The sequence below is a fragment of the Bradyrhizobium rifense genome (assembly GCF_008123425.1).
GTDB lineage: Bacteria > Pseudomonadota > Alphaproteobacteria > Rhizobiales > Xanthobacteraceae > Bradyrhizobium > Bradyrhizobium rifense.
Genome location: NZ_VSSS01000051.1, coordinates 37,981 through 56,378, shown reverse-complemented (window position 1 = coordinate 56,378; position 18,398 = coordinate 37,981). Strand labels below are relative to the sequence as shown.

17 protein-coding genes and 2 pseudogenes are annotated in these 18,398 nt (G+C 64.1%); 9 read left to right on the top strand and 10 right to left on the bottom strand.

Features of this window, described 5'->3' with window-relative positions:
* Position 1: 1 nt before the first annotated feature.
* From FXB40_RS31025 to FXB40_RS31015, 3 genes are all read right to left on the bottom strand, one after another.
* The gene (locus tag FXB40_RS31025) at positions 2 to 1,231 is read right to left on the bottom strand and encodes an efflux RND transporter periplasmic adaptor subunit (RefSeq protein ID WP_246208083.1); all 1,230 of its coding nucleotides are present in this window, start codon (positions 1,229 to 1,231) and stop codon (positions 2 to 4) included.
* A 218-nt stretch (positions 1,232 to 1,449) separates the two neighbouring features.
* Positions 1,450 to 2,547, bottom strand: a complete 1,098-nt coding sequence (locus FXB40_RS31020; RefSeq protein WP_148775912.1) for a glycoside hydrolase family 3 N-terminal domain-containing protein — start codon at positions 2,545 to 2,547, stop codon at positions 1,450 to 1,452.
* A 220-nt stretch (positions 2,548 to 2,767) separates the two neighbouring features.
* Positions 2,768 to 4,063: an MFS transporter gene (locus FXB40_RS31015; RefSeq protein WP_148775911.1), complete on the bottom strand. Its 1,296-nt coding sequence runs from the start codon at positions 4,061 to 4,063 to the stop codon at positions 2,768 to 2,770.
* A gap of 90 nt (positions 4,064 to 4,153) precedes the next feature.
* On the opposite strand from FXB40_RS31015, the gene FXB40_RS31010 reads away from it, so the two are divergent.
* Together FXB40_RS31010 and FXB40_RS31005 are read left to right on the top strand one after the other, a co-directional pair.
* Positions 4,154 to 4,750, top strand: a complete 597-nt coding sequence (locus FXB40_RS31010; RefSeq protein ID WP_148775910.1) for a TetR/AcrR family transcriptional regulator — start codon at positions 4,154 to 4,156, stop codon at positions 4,748 to 4,750.
* Positions 4,751 to 4,841: 91 nt separating this feature from the next.
* A complete protein-coding gene (locus FXB40_RS31005; protein WP_148775909.1) occupies positions 4,842 to 6,161 on the top strand; it encodes an aminotransferase class V-fold PLP-dependent enzyme in 1,320 nt (439 codons plus the stop codon).
* 9 nt (positions 6,162 to 6,170) lie between these two features.
* On the opposite strand, the pseudogene FXB40_RS31000 reads toward FXB40_RS31005, so the two are convergent.
* From FXB40_RS31000 to FXB40_RS30990, 3 genes and pseudogenes are all read right to left on the bottom strand, one after another.
* A pseudogene (locus FXB40_RS31000) lies at positions 6,171 to 6,567 on the bottom strand (VOC family protein).
* Positions 6,568 to 6,670: 103 nt separating this feature from the next.
* Positions 6,671 to 7,465: a ricin-type beta-trefoil lectin domain protein gene (locus FXB40_RS30995; RefSeq protein ID WP_148775908.1), complete on the bottom strand. Its 795-nt coding sequence runs from the start codon at positions 7,463 to 7,465 to the stop codon at positions 6,671 to 6,673.
* A gap of 27 nt (positions 7,466 to 7,492) precedes the next feature.
* On the bottom strand, positions 7,493 to 7,939 hold the full coding sequence (locus FXB40_RS30990; RefSeq protein WP_148775907.1) for a carboxymuconolactone decarboxylase family protein: 447 nt from the start codon (positions 7,937 to 7,939) through the stop codon (positions 7,493 to 7,495).
* 148 nt (positions 7,940 to 8,087) lie between these two features.
* Here FXB40_RS30990 and FXB40_RS30985 point away from each other — a divergent pair, with 148 nt between their 5' ends.
* Positions 8,088 to 8,528: a hypothetical protein gene (locus tag FXB40_RS30985; protein WP_148775906.1), complete on the top strand. Its 441-nt coding sequence runs from the start codon at positions 8,088 to 8,090 to the stop codon at positions 8,526 to 8,528.
* A 26-nt stretch (positions 8,529 to 8,554) separates the two neighbouring features.
* Here the strand turns inward: FXB40_RS30985 and FXB40_RS30980 are convergent, their stop codons facing one another.
* Positions 8,555 to 9,577, bottom strand: a complete 1,023-nt coding sequence (locus FXB40_RS30980; protein WP_148775905.1) for an LLM class flavin-dependent oxidoreductase — start codon at positions 9,575 to 9,577, stop codon at positions 8,555 to 8,557.
* 30 nt (positions 9,578 to 9,607) lie between these two features.
* Positions 9,608 to 10,537, bottom strand: coding sequence for a LysR family transcriptional regulator (locus tag FXB40_RS30975; RefSeq protein WP_148775904.1), 930 nt, complete (start codon positions 10,535 to 10,537; stop codon positions 9,608 to 9,610).
* 104 nt (positions 10,538 to 10,641) lie between these two features.
* Here FXB40_RS30975 and styA point away from each other — a divergent pair.
* The 3 genes and pseudogenes from styA to FXB40_RS30960 all read left to right on the top strand — a co-directional run bounded on the left by styA (position 10,642) and on the right by FXB40_RS30960 (position 13,243).
* Positions 10,642 to 11,891, top strand: a pseudogene (gene styA / locus FXB40_RS30970) (styrene monooxygenase subunit StyA).
* Positions 11,892 to 11,897: 6 nt separating this feature from the next.
* Positions 11,898 to 12,401 carry a styrene monooxygenase NADH-dependent flavin reductase subunit StyB gene (gene styB / locus FXB40_RS30965; protein WP_246208063.1) on the top strand — a complete coding sequence of 168 codons (504 nt, stop codon included), beginning with the start codon at positions 11,898 to 11,900 and terminating at the stop codon, positions 12,399 to 12,401.
* 317 nt (positions 12,402 to 12,718) lie between these two features.
* Positions 12,719 to 13,243, top strand: coding sequence for a hypothetical protein (locus FXB40_RS30960; RefSeq protein ID WP_148775903.1), 525 nt, complete (start codon positions 12,719 to 12,721; stop codon positions 13,241 to 13,243).
* Here the strand turns inward: FXB40_RS30960 and FXB40_RS49460 are convergent.
* On the bottom strand, positions 13,185 to 13,817 hold the full coding sequence (locus FXB40_RS49460) for a helix-turn-helix domain-containing protein (protein WP_246208061.1): 633 nt from the start codon (positions 13,815 to 13,817) through the stop codon (positions 13,185 to 13,187). The two genes, FXB40_RS30960 and FXB40_RS49460, sit on opposite strands and share 59 nt — an antisense overlap.
* A 363-nt stretch (positions 13,818 to 14,180) precedes the next feature.
* Here FXB40_RS49460 and FXB40_RS30950 point away from each other — a divergent pair, with 363 nt between their 5' ends.
* The 3 genes from FXB40_RS30950 to FXB40_RS30940 all read left to right on the top strand — a co-directional run bounded on the left by FXB40_RS30950 (position 14,181) and on the right by FXB40_RS30940 (position 16,071).
* Positions 14,181 to 14,381 carry a hypothetical protein gene (locus FXB40_RS30950; protein ID WP_246208060.1) on the top strand — a complete coding sequence of 67 codons (201 nt, stop codon included), beginning with the start codon at positions 14,181 to 14,183 and terminating at the stop codon, positions 14,379 to 14,381.
* A 3-nt stretch (positions 14,382 to 14,384) separates the two neighbouring features.
* Positions 14,385 to 14,666, top strand: a complete 282-nt coding sequence (locus FXB40_RS30945) for a DUF1488 family protein (protein WP_283812965.1) — start codon at positions 14,385 to 14,387, stop codon at positions 14,664 to 14,666.
* 376 nt (positions 14,667 to 15,042) lie between these two features.
* Positions 15,043 to 16,071, top strand: coding sequence for an alpha/beta hydrolase (locus tag FXB40_RS30940; RefSeq protein ID WP_246208058.1), 1,029 nt, complete (start codon positions 15,043 to 15,045; stop codon positions 16,069 to 16,071).
* Positions 16,072 to 16,366: 295 nt separating this feature from the next.
* On the opposite strand, the gene FXB40_RS30935 is transcribed toward FXB40_RS30940, so the two are convergent.
* Positions 16,367 to 18,388, bottom strand: a complete 2,022-nt coding sequence (locus FXB40_RS30935) for a YgiQ family radical SAM protein (protein ID WP_148775901.1) — start codon at positions 18,386 to 18,388, stop codon at positions 16,367 to 16,369.
* Positions 18,389 to 18,398 lie beyond the last annotated feature (10 nt).

Sequence of the window (18,398 nt, the reverse complement as noted above, 5' to 3'; positions counted from 1 at the left end):
CTCAGTCAACGCGCGGCTCGGAGCGCGGCTGGGTGGTCGGCTGCGCCTTGGCGGTCGGCGTCTGGCCCTCGATCGTGATGCGGGAGCCGTTCTCGAGTCGGTAGTAGCCGTCGGTGACGACGCGCTCGCCCCTGGCGAGGCCTTTGTCGATCAGCGCGCGTCCGTCAAAAATCTGCCCGACCGTGACAGGGCGGAACGCCGCCGTATCGTCCGCCTTTGCGACCCAGACGAAATCGCCGCGCGGGCCGTGCCGCACGGCGATCGCGGGCGCGGTGATCGCGTTCTTGCGCGTATCCACCGTGATCCGCCCGTTGGCAAAATTGCCCGGCCAGAGTTTGAGCGCCTTGTTGGGAAAGGTCGCCTTCAGCTTGATCGTGCCGCTGGCCTGATCGACCTGGTTGTCGACCAGCGTGATCGTGCCCTTGTCCAGCTCGGTGGTGCTGTCGGCCGTGAGCGCGACCACCGGCGCGTCGGTCTGGCCGAGACTGAGCCGGGTCTGGCCGACCGCGACCGCGGCAAGGGTGAAGATCACCGAGATCGGCTGCAACTGCGTGACGGTGACGATGGTCGTCGGCGACACCGCGCGCACGTAATTGCCCTGGTCGACCTGGCGGATGCCGAGCCGTCCGCTGAGCGGCGCGCGGATGCTGGTGAAGCCGAGCTGCGTGCGCGCATATTCGATCTGGGCGTCGTCATTCCTGACCTGCGCCTTGTACTGCTCGACCAGCGCATGCTGCTGGTCCACGACCTGCCGCGAGATCGCGGCGGCCTTCTGGATCAGCGCGTCGTAACGCTCCATGTCGATCTGGGCGCCGTCCAGCAGCGCCTGATCCTTCTGTCTCACCGCGACCTGCTGATCGAGCTGGGCCTGGAACGGGCGTGGATCGATCACCGCGAGGATGTCGCCTTGTTTGACGTCCTGCCCTTCCTGGAAAAGGATCTGGACGATCTCGCCGTCGACCCGGCTCTGCACGTTGACGGTGTTGTAGGCCTGGATCGTGCCGATGCCGGTCAGATAGATCGGGACGTCCTCCGCCTTCGCGGCGGCGACTTTGACGGCAACCGGCGGCCGTGCTGCCGGCGTGGCGGCTTGCTCAGCTTCCACCGGCTGCATGAAGGGCAGCGCGAACGGAAGCTTGATGTCCTTGATGTCATTCCTGAAATAATAGGCCGCATAGCCCGCGGGCAACACCACCAGCGCGCCGATGAAGAGTTTTACCGAGCGTCTCACGTTCAAACCCATCACCTCAGCCGGCCGCCGATGCCGGGTTGATCGCCTCAGGGGGCGGAACCTCTTAGCACGAGGCAACCTGACGTTGATATCGGCAGGAGGCGATGTGCTACCATCCGTAACATTAGCATGCGTAGCACATCGAGATCAACGGCGCTTGCGCCGATGAACGACTGGTTTGCCGATGGATTTTGCCGGGGCCGGACCCCGGGGCGGCCCTAAACGACTTCGACGGTCGCCGCGTCGAACTGGGTGCCGGCGGCGCGGTGGCGAGCGAGCACCTCGCCGGATAGCTCCGACACCGCGTTCTGCGCGGTGCTATCCAGCATCGCGCGGACGCGCTGGCTTGATGCCTTCAGCACCGCCGGATCGAGCTTGCCCTGGTCGACGCCGTTGATGATCGACTGGGCCAGCCCGCGGGCGCGTTCGGTGTCGGTCAGATGCGAGCAGATCATCAGCATGTCGTTGCCGGCGGCCATGAAGCGCGCGCCGGAATCCGGCGCGTCCAGCCTACCCGCCATTGCGCGCATGCCGACGTCGTCGGACACGATCACGCCGTCGAACTTCATGCTCTCACGCAACAGCCCGTGGGTGATCGCACGCGACAGCGTCACGGGATCGTTCGCGTCGAGCTTCCGGTACAGGATGTGCGACGTCATCATCATCCCGATGCCGCCAGCGATCGCGGCGGCAAACGGCAGCAGCTCTCGCGCCTTGATCTGGTCGAGGTCGAGATCCAGCACCGGCAATTCGTGATGCGAATCGACCTGCGTGTCGCCATGCCCCGGAAAATGCTTGCCGCAGGCGCGGACGCCGCGGCGTTCCATCGCCTTGGCGAACGGAAGCATCGACTTGATCACGTCGTCGGCCGAGCGGCCGAAGGCGCGCTCCCCGATCACGGGGTTGGCGGGGTTGCTGTGAATGTCGAGCACCGGCGCAAAATTCAGATTGCAGCCGAGGGATGCGAGCTCGACGCCCATGGCGTCGCCGACCTGCTCCGCGGTGCCGGCCCATCGCGCCGCATAGGAAAAGCGCGTGATCGGCGGCGGCGTGCGGCAGACGCGTCCGCCTTCGTGATCGATGGCGATGAACTGCTTGTCGCGCTGCGAGGCGTCGCGGATCGCGGCGATCAGATCCCGGTGGATCGACAGCCAGTCGCGATAAGGCAGATCGTGGCGGAAATTGCTCTTGTAGAGGATGATTCCGGCGGGCCGGAGATCCCGCAATAGCGCGCGGTCGCGGTCATCGAGGACGCTGGTCGGCCGCAGGCCAATGAAGAAATGGTCGCCGACCGTTGCAAGGAGGGAATCGTTCATCCGCCGGGACCGCCACAGATCGTTTGGTTGATTGAGATGGAGCTGGACGCCACGCGAACTCTCAGCCCCTGCGCGAGCTTTCGAACCGCCCGCTTCGTCATCTCAATATTTCAAATTTCCTCAACGGAATCAATCTTCAAATCGGGGATGGTGCAGGTCACACAACTTGACGGGCGCCGGTCCCAAACTTGGACCGGCGCGTCTTGGGCAGTCCGTGCGCTCACGCCGCAGCCAGCACCGGCTGCTTCGGCTGCCGGCCGATCATCAGCGACAGTACGGCCGCGACGAGGCCGGTCGCGCCTGCGATCATGAAGGCTTGCAGATAATCGCCCTGCGACGAGCGCATGAAGCCGGCGAAGAAGGCGGCGCAGGCCGCCCCTAACTGATGGCCGGCGACGACCCAGCCGAAGATCAGCGGCGCGTTCTTGTCGCCGAAGGCCTCGTTGGCGATGCGCACGGTCGGCGGCACGGTCGCGATCCAGTCCAGCCCATAGAACACCGCGAACACCGACAGGCTGACGAACGAGAAATCCGAGTAGGGCAGGTGGATCAGCGACAGCCCGCGCAGGCCGTAATAGAAGAACAGCAGCTTGCGCGGATCGAAGCGGTCGGTGAGCCAGCCCGACAGCGTGGTGCCGAACAGGTCGAAGAAGCCCATCAGCGCCAGCAGGCTCGCGGCCTGCACCTCGAAGATGCCGTGGTCGCCGCAGAACGCGATCAGATGGGTGCCGACGAGGCCGTTGGTGGTGAAGCCGCAGATGAAGAAGGTCGCGAACAGGAACCAGAAGGTCGGCACCTTGGCCGCGCGCACGAGGTTGCTGATCGCAGCTACGAACGGGTTGCCCTGCGCCGGTGCTGCGGGCTGGTCATCATGCGTGCCGCCATAGGAGCGCAGGCCGATCGCGGCGGGCCGCTCCGGCACCAGAAAATACACCAGCGGGATCAGCGCCGCGCAGCATGCGGCCACCGTCAGCACCACCGGCTTCCAGCCGCCCCATTCGACCAGGCTCGCGAGGCCCGGCATGAAAATGAGCGTGCCGGTGGCGGTGCTCGCCGTCAAAAGTCCCATGACCAGGCCGCGATTGGTGGTGAACCAGCGGTTGACGATGGTGGCGCCGAGCACGTTGGCGACCGCGCCCGAGCCGATGCCGGACAGCAGCCCCCAGCTCATGAACAATTGCCATGGCGCGGTCATGAAATAGCTCAGAGCCGTCGAGACCGACATCAGCGCCAGCGCGCCGAGCACCGTGCGGCGGATGCCGAAGCGCTGCATCACGGCGGCGGCGAAGGGGCCGGCGAGGCCGTAGAGGAAGATGCCGACGGCCGCCGACGACGAGATCACGCTGACGTCCCAGCCAAAGGCCTTCTGCAGCGGCAGCATCAGCACGCCCGGCGTCGCGCGCAGGCCGGCCGAGGCCAGCAGCGCCAGGAAGATCACGGCAACGACCACGAAGGCGTAGTTTGGGCCGAACGGCCTCTTGGAGACGGAGGTGGATTGAACCGAAGCTGGGGGCATGTTACTTACCGGTACGTATTGCGATGCGGTACTAATACGTACCGGTCAGTAACATTGTCAAGTCCCGTGACTGAGATCGGACGAAGCCAGATGCCGAAAAAAGCCGAAAAACCCGCAGGCGCGCCGCTCCGGGCCGCCGACCGGATTCGCGCCTCCGCCAGCGAGCTGTTTTATCGCGAGGGCATCCGCGCTGTCGGCGTCGACGAGGTGGTGGACCGGGCCGGCGTCACCAAGCCGAGCCTCTATCGCAGCTTTGCCTCCAAGGACGATCTCGCCGCAGCGTACTTGCGCGACTACGATCTGAGCTTCTGGGAAAATTTCGAACGCCCCGGCGGCAAGACCTACAGCAACGCGCGCGATCATGTCCTCGCCTATATCAGCCAGTTGTCCGCGCGCGCCGTGGCCAAGGGTTATCGCGGCTGCGGGCTGAGCAACGCCGCGGTGGAATATCCCTCGCGGGATAATCCCGCCCGGCAAGTCGCCGAAGCGCACAAGAAAGTCTTTCGCAAGCGCCTGCGCGAGCTCGCAGCCGCCATGGGCGCGCGCCAGCCGAGCGTGCTCGGCGATGCGCTATTGCTCCTGATCGAAGGCATCTACGTCACCGGCCAGCAATCGGAAGACGGCCCGGCGCAGTCGGCGCTCGCGGCCGCGAAGCTGCTGATCGACGCGAGCGTGAAGGCGGGGTGAGGGCGCGGCCGGGCATCATCGAACTGTCACCGGCTTGTCATTCGCGCTCTATTGATTGCGGCTCCTTTCGCCGCGCATCGAAGAGGCTGATATGCATCCGACTGAGACCATTTCGTCCGACCGCCGGTCGATCCTGAGGGGCCTCGCGGCCGCGGCGGTTACGTCGCTGGCGGCACCGGCATTTGCCGCCGAAAGCCTTCCCGCGGCGCCGACCGGAACGGCGGCCGCCATCGCCACCGACAAGGCCTATTGGGCGGCGGTGAAGGGGCTCTATGCCGTGACGCCCGATGTCGTCAATTTCGAGAACGGCTATTGGGGCATCATGCCCGAGCCCGTGCGGCGCGAGTTCATCCGCCAGTCCGACATGATCAACTATCAGAACACGTTTTACGCGCGGCAGCGAGCCGGCGCCGACTTCGAGGCCGTGCGCGCTAAAGTGGCGGAGGCGGTTGGTGCTGCGCCCGACGAGATCGCGCTCACCCGCGGCGCGACCGAAGCGCTGCAGCTCCTGATCGGCGGCTACAACAGGCTGAAGCCCGGCGATAGCGTGCTCTATGCCGACCTCGATTATGATTCGATGCAGTATGCGATGAACGCGTTGAAGGCCCGCCGCGGCGTCGACGTCGTCAAGTTCGACGTGCCGGAGCCCGCCACCCGCCAGGCGGTGCTGGATGCCTATGCCCGCGCCATCGAGGCGAACCCGAAGACAAAACTTCTCCTGCTGACCCATGTCAGCCATCGCACCGGCTTCGTCATGCCGATCGCCGAGATCGCGCGCATGGCGAAGGCCAGGGGCATCGACACCATCGTCGATGCCGCGCATTCCTGGGGACAAATCGACTTCCGTGTGGGCGAGCTCGAATCCGATTTCGTCGGTTTCAACCTGCACAAATGGATCGGCGCGCCGCTCGGGGTCGGCTTCCTCTACATCAGGAAGGATCGCCTCGCCGACATCGACCGCGATCTCGGCGACGAGGATTTTGCGGAAACCGACATCCGCTCGCGGGTGCACACCGGCACGGTCAATTTCGCCACGGTGCTGACGGTGCCCACCGCCGTCGCGCTGCATCAGCAGATCGGCGCCCCGGCGAAGCAGGCGCGCCTGCGCTATTTGCGCGACTATTGGGTGAGCCGCGCCCGCGGCTTCAAGGACATCGAGATCCTGACGCCGGATGAGGCCGGCTCCTATGGCGCGATCACGTCCTTCCGTCTCGCCGGCAAGACCAGCAAGGCCGACAACGAGGCGATCGTGGCGAAGCTCCGGGACAGCCACAAGGTCATGACGGTACGCCGCGCCGGCGTCGCCAGGGGCCAATGCATCCGTGTGACGCCAGCCCTCTTTACCGACGAGGCCGATCTCGACCGCCTCGTCGAGGCGCTGGCGGTGGTCACGGGGACGAAGACGGGGTGAGCCCGGGCGTCAACCGCGCTTGACTGATTGGATCAGGTCCCAGCGGTTGCCGCAGATGTCCTCGAAAACCGCCACGACGCCATAGACCTCACGCCGTGGCGCCTCGAGGAAACGCACGCCGGCGGCGATCATGCGCGTATGATCGCGCTCGAAGTCATCCGTTTCCAGGAACAAGAAGACGCGCCCCCCGGTCTGGTCGCCGACGCGCGCCGTCTGCGCCGGACCGCCGGCTCGCGCCAGCAGCAGACCAGAGCCCATATGGCCCCGCGGCCGCACGACCACCCAGCGCTTGCCGCCACCGAGCGGTGTGTCCTCGCAAAGCTCGAAATCCAGAGGTGCGTGAAGAAGGCGATCGCTTCATCTAGTCCGCGACCACGAGACCGACGAGGGACAGATGCTGATTCATCGCGCAATCCAGCGAATGACGGCAAGTTCGCCGTCAGTGCAACGAGGATAGCACGACATCGACCCACGGTCGCGGGACTGACGTTGCTGCAAATTCATTGGCGTCAATCGCCGCCAATCGCGAACTGGCTTGTTTCCGCAGGAGCCGCCTCACAGGGGCGCGCGCCGATCGGTGGCGACCAATCGTCGACCTTCCGGTCGCCGGAGAGGCGAAGGCTCCAGCACAGATTGTTATCCGAACGGATCAAGTTCGTGGCCGCGTCATAAGTCCAACGGATTCCAACGTGCGCACAATCAGTGAGGACAAGTGCCGCATCCTCTGTCGCGGTCGCCCCTCTTGCGTCGATGCAAAGCTCCGGCTTGCCTTCCAGCGAGATCCTGCCTCCGGAAAGGCGAAACACGCGCTGGCGTACGCCCCAAAAGGCGTCGCACCGATCGATCGTCAGGGGCGCGCCTGCCACGAATTGATAGTTGGGTGCGGAAAGGCAGAGATAATCGGCATAAGAAGGGGTAATTCGTAACCCCTTCGGGCGCTGCGCGAGGAGCTTTTCCCGTCTCGTCGGTTCGATCGTGAGTGCGCAGATGCGAACACTTCGATTTTCCCAACATCCGCCGCTGCGGCTGACGTTACCCAGCGAGGATTGGGCGTGGGTCGCGCCAGGTGACTCGTTCCAGTGGGCGATCCCCTCGTGGTTCTCAATATCGATCGAAGCCCAATACCGGTCGCCATAGATTGAAAACGAGCCATCTGTGTCGGTCCGTACGAATTCACAGACACCATCGATGTAGGGCTTACCGTCCACGATCAGCTTGCAGTCGACGGGCATCGTTACCGCGAATCCGGGCACCGACGTTGACAGCAGGAATGCGACGACGCCAATTGCGAATCTAACGAACATCTGCCGCTGTCTCCGGTGAGAGCCACCTCAGCTCACATCGTGCACATAGCGCATGCCGATGGCGAGCCGATTCCAAAAATTGATCATGCCGATGAGGATGGTGAGATCGGTGATCTCCTTGTCGGTAAAATGCTTCCTCAGCTCTTCGTAGTCCGCATCCGGCGCACGCGTGTCTGCGACATTGGTGAGCGCCTCGGTCCAGGCCAGTGCGGCACGTTCGGCTTGCGAATAGAGTGGGGATTCACGCCAGGCGTCGAGAAGGTAGAGGCGCTGCTCGCTTTCGCCATGCTTCCGCGCATCCTTGCTGTGGACGTCAAGGCAATAGGCACAGCCGTTGATCTGAGACGCGCGCATCTTCACGAGCTCGATCAGGCTTCTCGGCAGCCCGCATTTGAGGATGTAGGCCTCTACCGCGCGCAGCGCCGCGTAGCCCTCGGGGGCGATTTGTGTGGGTAACAATCGGTCGGCATGCATATCTCTGTCCTCTGGATGGTCCGCTTGGCTGGCCCGCCGAGACGTGGCCTGACCGCAGGCCTAACGGCGAGCCCTGGCCCCCCATTTTATCAGCTCGCGGTCTGGTTTATCTCTGTCACTCCGGTGCCCTGCGCAAGGAGGCAGACGCGTGCTCGACCATATCCTCAGATTCGTGACGCTCGGATCGATCATCGTTGGCATGGCCGCGATCTATGCGGCGCTCCACACCAACAATCGGCGTCTGGGCGCGGACATCTTCCTGCGATATTCCGACCGGGTCTCCGACCTGCGCCGCCGCCTTCCAGTCGCGGCCTTCCTCGAGCGAGCGGCTGCCGGCGACATCGAGATCACCGCGGAAGAGCGCCGGGCGGTGCACGAGATCATCCATTCGATCTTCGAGCTCTACGAGCTCAAGGTGCATGGCTACTTTCCGCCGGCGATCTGGAAGATCAGGGAGCCCGATATCGAAAGGCTGCTCTCGCTGCCGGTCTTCCAGCAGGAGCTGGCAAGCCTGGAAGGCCGATATACCAGGCATCCGCGCTTGGTAGCCTGGCTCAAGAAGATCAGGGGTCAGCAAGAGACGGCCTGACTTGCCCCGTGAATCGGTCGACGGCCTCACCGCCACCCGAGCGCCGGCGCGACGTGCTTCAGGATCGCCTCGATCGCATGCGCGCAATAGTCCACACCGAGCTGGTTCGGGATCGTCAACAGCAGCGTGTCGGCCTCGGCGATCGCCTCATCCTGCTTGAGCTGCTCGATCAGCGCATCCGGCTCCGCCGCATAGCTCCGGCCGAAGATCGCCCGCGTGCGGGGATCAATGAAGCCGATCTGGTCCTCGCCGCCGCGCTCGCCGCCGAAATAGGCGCGGTCGCGATCGTCCATCAGCGCAAAGATGCTGCGGCTGACGGAGACGCGGGGCTCGCGGCTGTGGCCGGCCTCTTTCCACGCTGCGCGATAGGCGCGGATCTGGGCGGCCTGCTGCACGTGAAAGGCTTCGCCGGTCTCGTCGTTCTTCAGCGTCGAGCTCTGCAAATTCATGCCGAGCTGTGCGGCCCACACCGCGGTGGCGTTCGAGCCGGCGCCCCACCAGATGCGCTCGCGCAGGCCTTCGGAATGCGGCTCCAGGCGCAGCAGCCCCGGCGGGTTCGGAAACATCGGCTGCGGATTGGGTTTTGCAAAACCCTCACCGCGCAGGATGTCGAGAAAGACCTCGGCGTGACGCCGGCCCATATCGGCGTCGCTCTCGCCCTCGGCCGGCTGATAACCAAAATAGCGCCAGCCGTCGATCACCTGCTCGGGCGAGCCGCGGCTGATGCCGAGCTGGAGCCGTCCGCCGGCGATGAGATCGGCGGACCCTGCGTCCTCCGCCATGTAGAGCGGGTTCTCGTAGCGCATGTCGATCACGGCCGTGCCGATCTCGATCTTGCTCGTCCTGGCACCCACGGCGGCAAGCAGCGGGAAGGGCGAGGCCAGCTGCCGCGCGAAATGGTGGACGCGGTAATACGCGCCGTCCAGGCCGAGCTGCTCGGCTGCGACGGCAAGCTCGATCGATTGCAGCAGCGTGTCCCCGGCCGAGCGCGTCTGCGATTGTGGCGAGGGGGTCCAGTGGCCGAAGGAGAGGAATCCGATCTTTTTCATGGGCGTCATTTAATGATGGCAGGGACGGCGTCAACCGCCTGCGCGGGCGGTGCGGGTATGCGACGGGGCTAGCACAAAATGCTCGGCGCGTTCGACCAGGAGATCCAGGAAGCTTCGTGCGCGCAGCGACATCCAGTGCGTCTCCGGATAGACCGCATGCAGGGGCAATGCGGCGATGGTGTAGTCCGGAAGCACATGCTCGAGCTCGCCGCTGCGAAGGCCGTCCGCAGCATTCCAGTCGGGCAGGATGGCGATGCCCAGATGCTGCATCGTCGCCTCCTGCATCGCATCGGCGTCGTCAACGTGGATGGGCCCGTTGATGGATGCGACGTGGCGGCCATGCTCGGATTCGAAGGCCCATTGCTGCGCCGGCGACATCCTGGAATAGACGATGCACTGGTGCGCGCCGAGATCGTCAGGCGTTCGCGGCAGCGGACGGCCGTGCAGATAGGTGGGCGTTGCGACGAGGTGCCGTTGTACGGTACCGAGCCGTCGGGCGACGAGCGTGCTCGCCTCCAGGTTTCCGATCCGCAGGGCAAGCTCGATGCCCTCTTCCACCAGATTGACGAACCGCTCGCTGAAGCGGATGTCGACCCGCACTTCCGGATAATGCCGCACATATTCGGCAATGATTGGCATCATGTAGCGCCGCCCGAACGAGGAGGGCACGCCGATCCGCAGCGTGCCGGTGGGACGGGGCGCCGCCTGCTCGACGCTCGACCGGGCCATGTCGAAACTGTCGAGAATCTGCCGCGCGAGATCGTAGATCCGGTGCGCCTCCGCGGTCGGCTTCAGCGTGCGCGTCGTGCGCGAGAACAGCTGCGTGCCGAACTCGCTCTCCAGCATCGCGATGCGCTTGCTGATCGCGGGCTGGCCGATGCCGAGCTCCTTGGCCGCCGCCGAGAAGCTGCCGCCCTCGAGGGTGCGAACGAAAGCGCGCAGGCAATCGATCCGGTCCATAATTCATTCCGATCTGGAATAAATTATATCCCATTTATTCCGTAGTGCGCAACACGATCGGCCGATAGGCTTCCTCAAAACAAGCAATCACAGGGGGAGACGACATGGCTCGCAACATCGGAATTGTCGGCGCCGGAATCGCTGGCCTTCATCTTGCGCTTTACCTGCAAAAGCACGGCGTGGACGCCACCATCATTACCGACCGGCCGCCGGACGAGTATCGCAACATCCGGCTGCTCAACACCGTCGCGCATCACCACGTGACGATCGCGCGCGAGGATTATCTCGGCGTCAATCACTGGACCGATCCGAAGGACCATTATTACTACCACGACCACGTCTTCAATTTTCCGCAGCCGTTGAGCTTTCGCGGCGACTTCTCGAAAGCGAGCCGCGCCGTCGACTACAGGCTCTATCTCCCCGCGCTGATGCAGGACTTCTTGAAGCGCGGCGGCAAGATCGAATACCGCCGCATCGAGGAGCGTGACGTCCGTCCGCTGGTCGCGCGCTTCGACCTGCTCGTCGTCTCGACCGGGAAGGGGCCGCTGGGCCAGCTCTTCACTTACCGGCCGGAGCACTCGCCCTATCAGCAGCCGCAGCGCCGGCTGTGCGTCGGGCTCTACACCGGCGTGCGGCAGCCTGATCCCATGAACGTCACGCTCTCGGTGTCGCCAGGCCATGGCGAGATGATCGTAATCCCGACCATCACTTTCGGCGGCATCGCCAATGCGCTGCTGATGGAGAACGTGCCGGGCGGCGACATGGAGGAGCTGGCGACGCTCAGCTACGACGACAACCCGAAGCACTTCCTGGGGTGCTGCTCGGCAAGCTGGAGAAGCATCACCCGACGACATATGACCGCATCGACACTGCGAGTTTCGATCTGGCGCAGCCGCAGGATCTCCTGCAAGGCGGCGTGGTCCCGACCGTGCGCAACACGATGGTCGAGTTCGACGACGGCAAATGCGCGATCGCACTCGGCGACGTCCATGCCATCGTCGATCCCATAATGGGCCAGGGCGCCAATGTCGCCTCCTATGCGGCCTTCGTGCTCGGCGAAGAGATCATCAACGCCGACGCGCTCGACGCGCGTCTTTGCGAGAAGATCGATCTGAAGCGGCAGGACCGCGTGCTGGCGGCCTCGCGCTGGACCAACGTGATGCTGCAGCCGCCAACGGAAGCGTTGGGCATGCTGATCGGCGCGATGAGCCAGAATCCGGCATTGGCCAACGAGTTCACCGAGAACTTCAACTATCCCGATCGCCAGTGGGACCGCATCTCGACGCCGCAGCGTATCCAGGCCTGGATCGAACGCATGTCGGCACCATCAGAGCCGGTCAGGGCGATTGCGTGAGGGCCGATGCGAGCGGAGACGAACATTCAGCGCGCCAACCCGGCGTCATTCCGTGAAGCCGCATCGCGATTTGCAACCGGGGTCGCAGTGCTCACCGCGCTGGACGAGCACGGCCGTGTCTGCGGCATGACCGCGAACAGTTTTGTCACCGTCAGCCTGTCACCGCCGACCGTGCTGGTCTCCGTCATGCCCGGCCGGATGCACCGCGCGATCTCGGCCACAGGCCGCTATTGCGTCAACGTCCTGCCGGACCACGGCCGCGACCTCTCGCGGCATTTCGCCAGCCAGCCGAACACCGGCGCCAGTCCTGACTACGACATCGTCGACGGCCTGCCGCGCCTGTCCGGCTGCATCGCCTGGTTCGCCTGCGAGGTCACACGCCACGTCGACGTCAGCGACCACACGCTGATCATCGCCGAAGTCTCGAGCTGCGACTATCGCGACACCACGCCGCTGGTGTTTTTTTCGAGCCGGTATCATCGAGGGGCGGGGGTGCCGGTGGACCGGTGAGGGTTGCAGCGGCCTGCGGCTTGAGCGGATCCAGTGTTCTCGTCACGTGAAGCCATCGTGAAGTCGGTCATTGGCGATGACCCATTTCGAGCGATTGCCAGATCGATTTCTCACCGGGCGTTCTTCCAGCCTGCTTCGTGCAGGTCTATGGTTCGGTCGCTATCATGAGCTGCCCAGGGGCGTGCCGAGGCCCCATTCTCCAAGTGGCAGCGTCGGAGCTACCGGCGGCGCTGAGCCTCAACAGACCAAGTCTTTCTTTTGGTCAGCTCTACTCGATCGCGCGCGTGCGCAGCACGCGCATGCAGGGGAGATTCTCAATGATCAAGCGCACCATCCTTACGGCTGCCTGCTCTATCCTGGGTTTCATTTCCGCAAGCGGATATGCGACGGCGGAAACGATCGGGCGATTGGAATGCAGCGTTGTCGGCGCGGCAAGTCAGGAACCCATCGGAGACCGAGATGGACATCGGCTCGCCAGCGTCCAATTCGCTTGCTTTGGTGCGGATGGCCTGCTGAAGGACGCGGTGTATACGGGATCTGCGACCACCGAATGGGATGGCCCTCACGGAACATTCCTGTCCGCAGGAGGGATATACCGGGTGCCCGGGGGGCTCGCGGTGAGCCAGGCTATCGAGGGTACATCGTCGGTTGTCATGAAGGACGGTAAGCCGGTCGGCAACGAGAGTTCCGGGAAGACGCGCTTCAAGTTTGCATCGGGCGCGCTTGCCGCGCTCTCGGAGAAGACCGCGCGATTCGAAGCCAGGCCGACAGGCGGCGGACGATTCAGCCTTGAATATACGGCTGACAGCGCAACAGATACCGTCGGCACCGCCAAGCAATAATGCCTATCGCGCTCTGATAGCTTCGTCGGAATCGGAATCCCGTCTCGAGTGAGGGTTGCAACCTCTCATCTCGGGACGGAACGCCCCTCTGCGTCCTGTCTGGCTGCATCGGGACGCTTTGCGTTACCGCCGGGACTAGCTTGTCCGGGCGCCTTTTGCGTGAGGGGCGTATCGTTGACGTCGTCGCCGCGCCGGGGGGATCGTTCACGGCACGCCATTGTCGTGGCGTCATTCCGGTCCAGCGTCTGAACGCGTGGGTGAATGCGCTGACTTCGCCATAGCCGAGGAGCCAGGCGGTTTGCGAAATCGGCAATTCATCCTTCTTCAAATAGCTCTTGGCGAGGTCGATCTTCAACTCACCGAGAATACCGGTGAGGTCAGCCTTTCCGACGCGAGGCGCCTCGGCACCAAGCTCCAGAAACTTGATCTGGCTTTCAACGCTCAGCCGCGCCTTGCGGTCTTCGATCTGCTCGAGGGTCAATCCGGCCCTGGACAGCAAGCCGTCCGCCTCAATGTCGGCTTCGCGCAGACGAGCCCACACCAGGCGGGCGATGCCGCCGGTCGCACTGGGCATGGCTTGCAATTGGGGCGAACGGGCAGCAGCCACATCGAACCCTTTCGTCGTTGCCGCTGCGGCCTTGAGTCCTCGGCTCGCGCATCGTGATCGCGGCAGGAAAAATCAAGTTATTGGCTCACGATAACAAGAAACCGGGCGTCATGTGACTTAAATCGACGATCTGTCCCTGTAGGTGCGTCGTCTGTACTCGGGGGCGAACCCTCCCCGAAAAGTCCGAAGGCCTTGATGTCCAGCAGCGATGGCGCGCCGCCCATAAACGTGAAGATATTGCGAAGTTACGCAAAATTGCTCGGAATTCCTCATATCGCTCATGGCGCACGGACGGTTGCGCTTGAGCGCGTTGGCGATTGCGAGATCAACATGTTCGAGACGCTTGAAGCCGGTTCACCTGCGGCACCCCTGTTCTGGATGGAGCTGTTCGATCTTCGCGTTGACGCCTCGCGCGACAGCCGCGGATGCCACAACATGAGCGACGCGGTCGCAGCGTTCAACGATTTTGCTTCGCAGGCGAGCCGCCTGGCCGAGGTGCCGCCGTGCGACATCGGCGAAGCCGTAGGCTGACAATTGCCGCGTCCACCGAGAGTCTCCCCAGCAGAAAACGCAGCGCTGCTGACGCGCGGCCAGGTTCTTGGCTACGACACGGAGCGGATGGCGTTTCTGTTTACGATGATGTATGGCGTCAGCATGGTCGACTGCGAGATAAGCAGCGCTGCGCTGGACGACCTCGACGGCTCGAAGGGCACGCGTCCCGACGACAGGGCGACCCAGTTCAGGCGTCTCCGCGACGCGGTCGAGCGCCTCGCATCATACGCTTTCGAACAGCAGCGCGAGCGGGTCCGTATCTGATCCAAGCACGTCAAGGCGCTCTGACGACCGCCAAAGCAAGGCCGCCGCTGCAGCGGCATATGCAATTTGTGCCACGTGAGATGCTCGACATCTCCCTCTTAACCATTTCACTCGATCTTGGTCTGCAGGACCGGGTTCCGCGATTATCGCCGGCTGGGTGTTGCCGCGCCGCGACATCCGGGCGCGCTCAGCGGGGGTAGACTGGTCGATATCCGGTGCCGCGTCCGTTGCCCTGGATGGTGAATTGTCGCGCTCTTGCGTCCAGTTGTGGGTGTTGCCGGTGCTCCGGACAAGTCGCATCAGTGCTCCAGCCATTTTGTTGGCCTTGTCGATCGCAGCTGCCCTTGGCGGCTGTGCAGGACGTCCGTCTCAGGGCGTGCTTATTCCGACAGCGCAGGTCGCTCCCGGAAACGCAAATGTCCCGATCTACGTCGTCACCAATCGCAAGCGATCCGACGTCGATCCCGGCGAGATGTTCAGCGGAGAGCGTTCGGACGAGCTGTCCTTTGCCGAGGTGACGGTCTCGATCCCGCCCGATGCCGCGCGGAAGGTCGGTGAGGTGCAATGGCCGGCGAGCCTGCCCGGTGATCCCCAGCGTGATTTCACGACCGTCTCGGCGGACTATCTCGATAGAGCGCGCTTCACTACCTCTGTCACCGCGGCCATGAAGCAGTCCGGTCGCAACAAGGTGCTTGTCTTCGTCCACGGCTTCAACAACCGCTTCGATGACGCGGTCTATCGCTTCGCGCAGATCGTGCACGACTCCAAAGTGCCGGTCGTTCCCGTGCTTTTTACCTGGCCATCGCGCGGCGAGCTGAGGCTGCGCGCCTATACCTATGACCGCGAGAGCGCGAATTTTTCGCGAGATGCGCTCGACAATCTGTTGAGCACGCTCGACGCCTCGCCTGCCGTCGGCGAAGTCTATCTTCTGGCTCATTCGATGGGCAATTGGATCGCACTGGAAGCGCTGCGGACGCGTGCGATCCGCTCCCCTTCTGTCGCGTCGAAGCGCAGCAAGCTGAAGAATGTGATGCTGGTGGCGCCCGACGTGGATGTCGATGTCTTCCGCTCGCAACTGAACCGAATGGGCGGCGCGCGACCGCCGATCTCGCTGTTCGTCTCGCGTGACGACGGCGCGCTCTCGCTGTCGAAGACGATCTGGGGCGACGTCGCTCGCCTCGGCGATATCGACCCGACCCAGGAGCCTTACCGAACCGAGCTCGCGCGTGACCGGATCGACGTCTACGACCTGACGAAACTGGCCGTCGCCGGCGACGACGCCCACGATCGCGCGTTCGAGCAGGTCGGCCCGGTTGTCGCAATGATCCGCCAACGCATGGCCCAGGGTCAGGCGCTGGGTGAACAGAAGGCGGACCCGAGCCCGCTCGCGCGGCTTGCTGAATAATCAGCGATTAGTGCCGATGGGCTATTATCGCGGTCGCTGCTGCCCGCCAGCCGCGAAACCGCCCACGAGTCCGATGATGGCATCGTGCACCTGTTTTGCCCGACGGGTCAAGCGCTTTGCGGTTTTTCGGAAATGCCATGATCAAACAACAGGCTCAGGCGCGATGACGATTCATCGCGATCTCATTGCGCTTTAAGCCATTGATTTCGCTATCCCCGGCTACTGTGCATGGGGTTGTTTTCGACACTTTTGTCGGTGGGGTGCGTTATCCCGGCTTCGCTCCCGCCGGGCCCCGCTACTTCATCACCCGCAGGCCCTTGGTCGTGAATCGCTGCGTCTTGTCGCCGGGTCGCACAGGCCGCCTTGTGCCGGCGGCCTTGCCGGTGCCGGGCGGCTGGTGCGCGGGCACGAGGTGGTGGGGCTGCGAGCCGATCAGGTCGCGGCGGCCCATCTCGATCAAGGCTTCACGCAGCACCGGCCAATTGTCGGGGTCGTGGTAGCGCAGGAAAGCCTTGTGCAGGCGGCGCTGGCGCAGGCCCCTGATCGCCTCGACCTTGTCGCTGCCGCCGCGGCGCACGCCGCGCAGCGGATTGACGCCGGTGTGGTACATCGCCGTTGCGGTCGCCATCGGCGAGGGCAGGAAGGTCTGCACCTGGTCAGCGCGATAGCGGTTCTTCTTGAGCCAGAGCGCGAGGTTCATCATGTCCTCGTCGGTCGTGCCCGGATGCGCCGCGATGAAATACGGGATCAAATAATATTTCTTGCCGGCCTGCTCGGCGGCAGCATCGAACATCCGCTTGAACTTGTTGTAGGCGCCGATGCCCGGCTTCATCATCTTGTCGAGGGGCCCGCGCTCCGTATGCTCGGGCGCGATCTTCAGATAGCCGCCGACGTGATGGGTGACGAGCTCCTTGATATATTCCGGGCTCTCGACCGCGAGGTCGTAGCGCACGCCGGAGGCGACCATCACCTTCTTGATGCCCTTGGTCTCGCGCACCTTGCGATAGAGCCGGATCAGATCGTCATGCGAGGTGTTGAGGTTCGGGCAGATCTCGGGGAAGACGCAGGACGGCCGGCGGCACGCCGCCTCGACCTTCGGATCCTTGCACGCCATCCGGTACATGTTGGCGGTCGGGCCGCCGATGTCGGAGATCACGCCGGTGAAGCCCGGCGTCTTGTCGCGGATCTTTTCGATCTCGCGCAGAATAGAACCCTCCGAGCGGTTCTGGATGATGCGGCCTTCGTGCTCGGTGATCGAGCAGAAGGTGCAGCCGCCAAAGCAGCCGCGCATGATCGTGACCGAGAATTTGATCATGTCCCAGGCGGGGATTTTTGCGTCGCCATAGGACGGATGCGGCGCGCGCGCATAGGGAAGATCGTAGACCGCGTCCATCTCCTCGGAGGTGAGCGGGATCGGCGGCGGATTGAGCCAGAGGTCGCGGTCGCCGTGCCGCTGCACCAGCGGTCGCGCATTGCCGGGATTGCTCTCACGATGCAGCACGCGTGAGGCGCGCGCATAGGCTTCCTTGTCCTGCTCGACCTGCTCCAGCGCCGGCAGCCGGATCACGGTCGCGCCATTCTGGCGCGCCGCGCCCTCGTCGGCGGAATCGAGATCGTCGGCGTGCAGCTCTGCGTAATCTTCAGGCACGCGGCGGAACAGTGCGACGCCCCTGATGTCGTCGAGTTCGCGCGGTGTTTCGCCGGCGGCAAGGCGGTTCGCGACTTCGACGACAGCACGCTCGGCATTGCCGTAAAGCAAGAGGTCGGCCTTGGCGTCGGCCAGCACCGAGCGGCGCACCTTGTCGGACCAGTAATCGTAATGCGCGATCCGGCGCAGCGAGGCCTCGATGCCGCCGAGCACGACCGGCACGTCCTTGAACGCCTCGCGACAGCGCTGCGCGTAGACGATGGTGCAGCGGTCCGGCCGCTTGCCGCCTTCGCCGCCGGCCGTATAGGCGTCGTCGCTGCGCAGGCGGCGGTCCGCGGTGTAGCGGTTGACCATGGAATCCATGTTGCCGCCGGTGACGCCGAAGAACACCTTTGGCTTGCCCAAAGCCTTGAACGGCTCGGCCGAGTGCCAGTCCGGCTGCGCGATAATGCCGACCCGAAAGCCTTGCGCCTCGAGCAGCCGGCCGATGATGGCCATGCCAAAGCTCGGATGGTCGACATAGGCATCGCCGGTGACCAGCACGATGTCGCAGGCGTCCCAGCCGAGCGCATCCATCTCGGCGCGGCTCATCGGGAGGAACGGCGCCGGCTTGCGCGGGCGCGCCTGGGCCATCAGGGGCTTTTCGGCGGTGATGATTTGGGTGTCCATGGCGCACAGG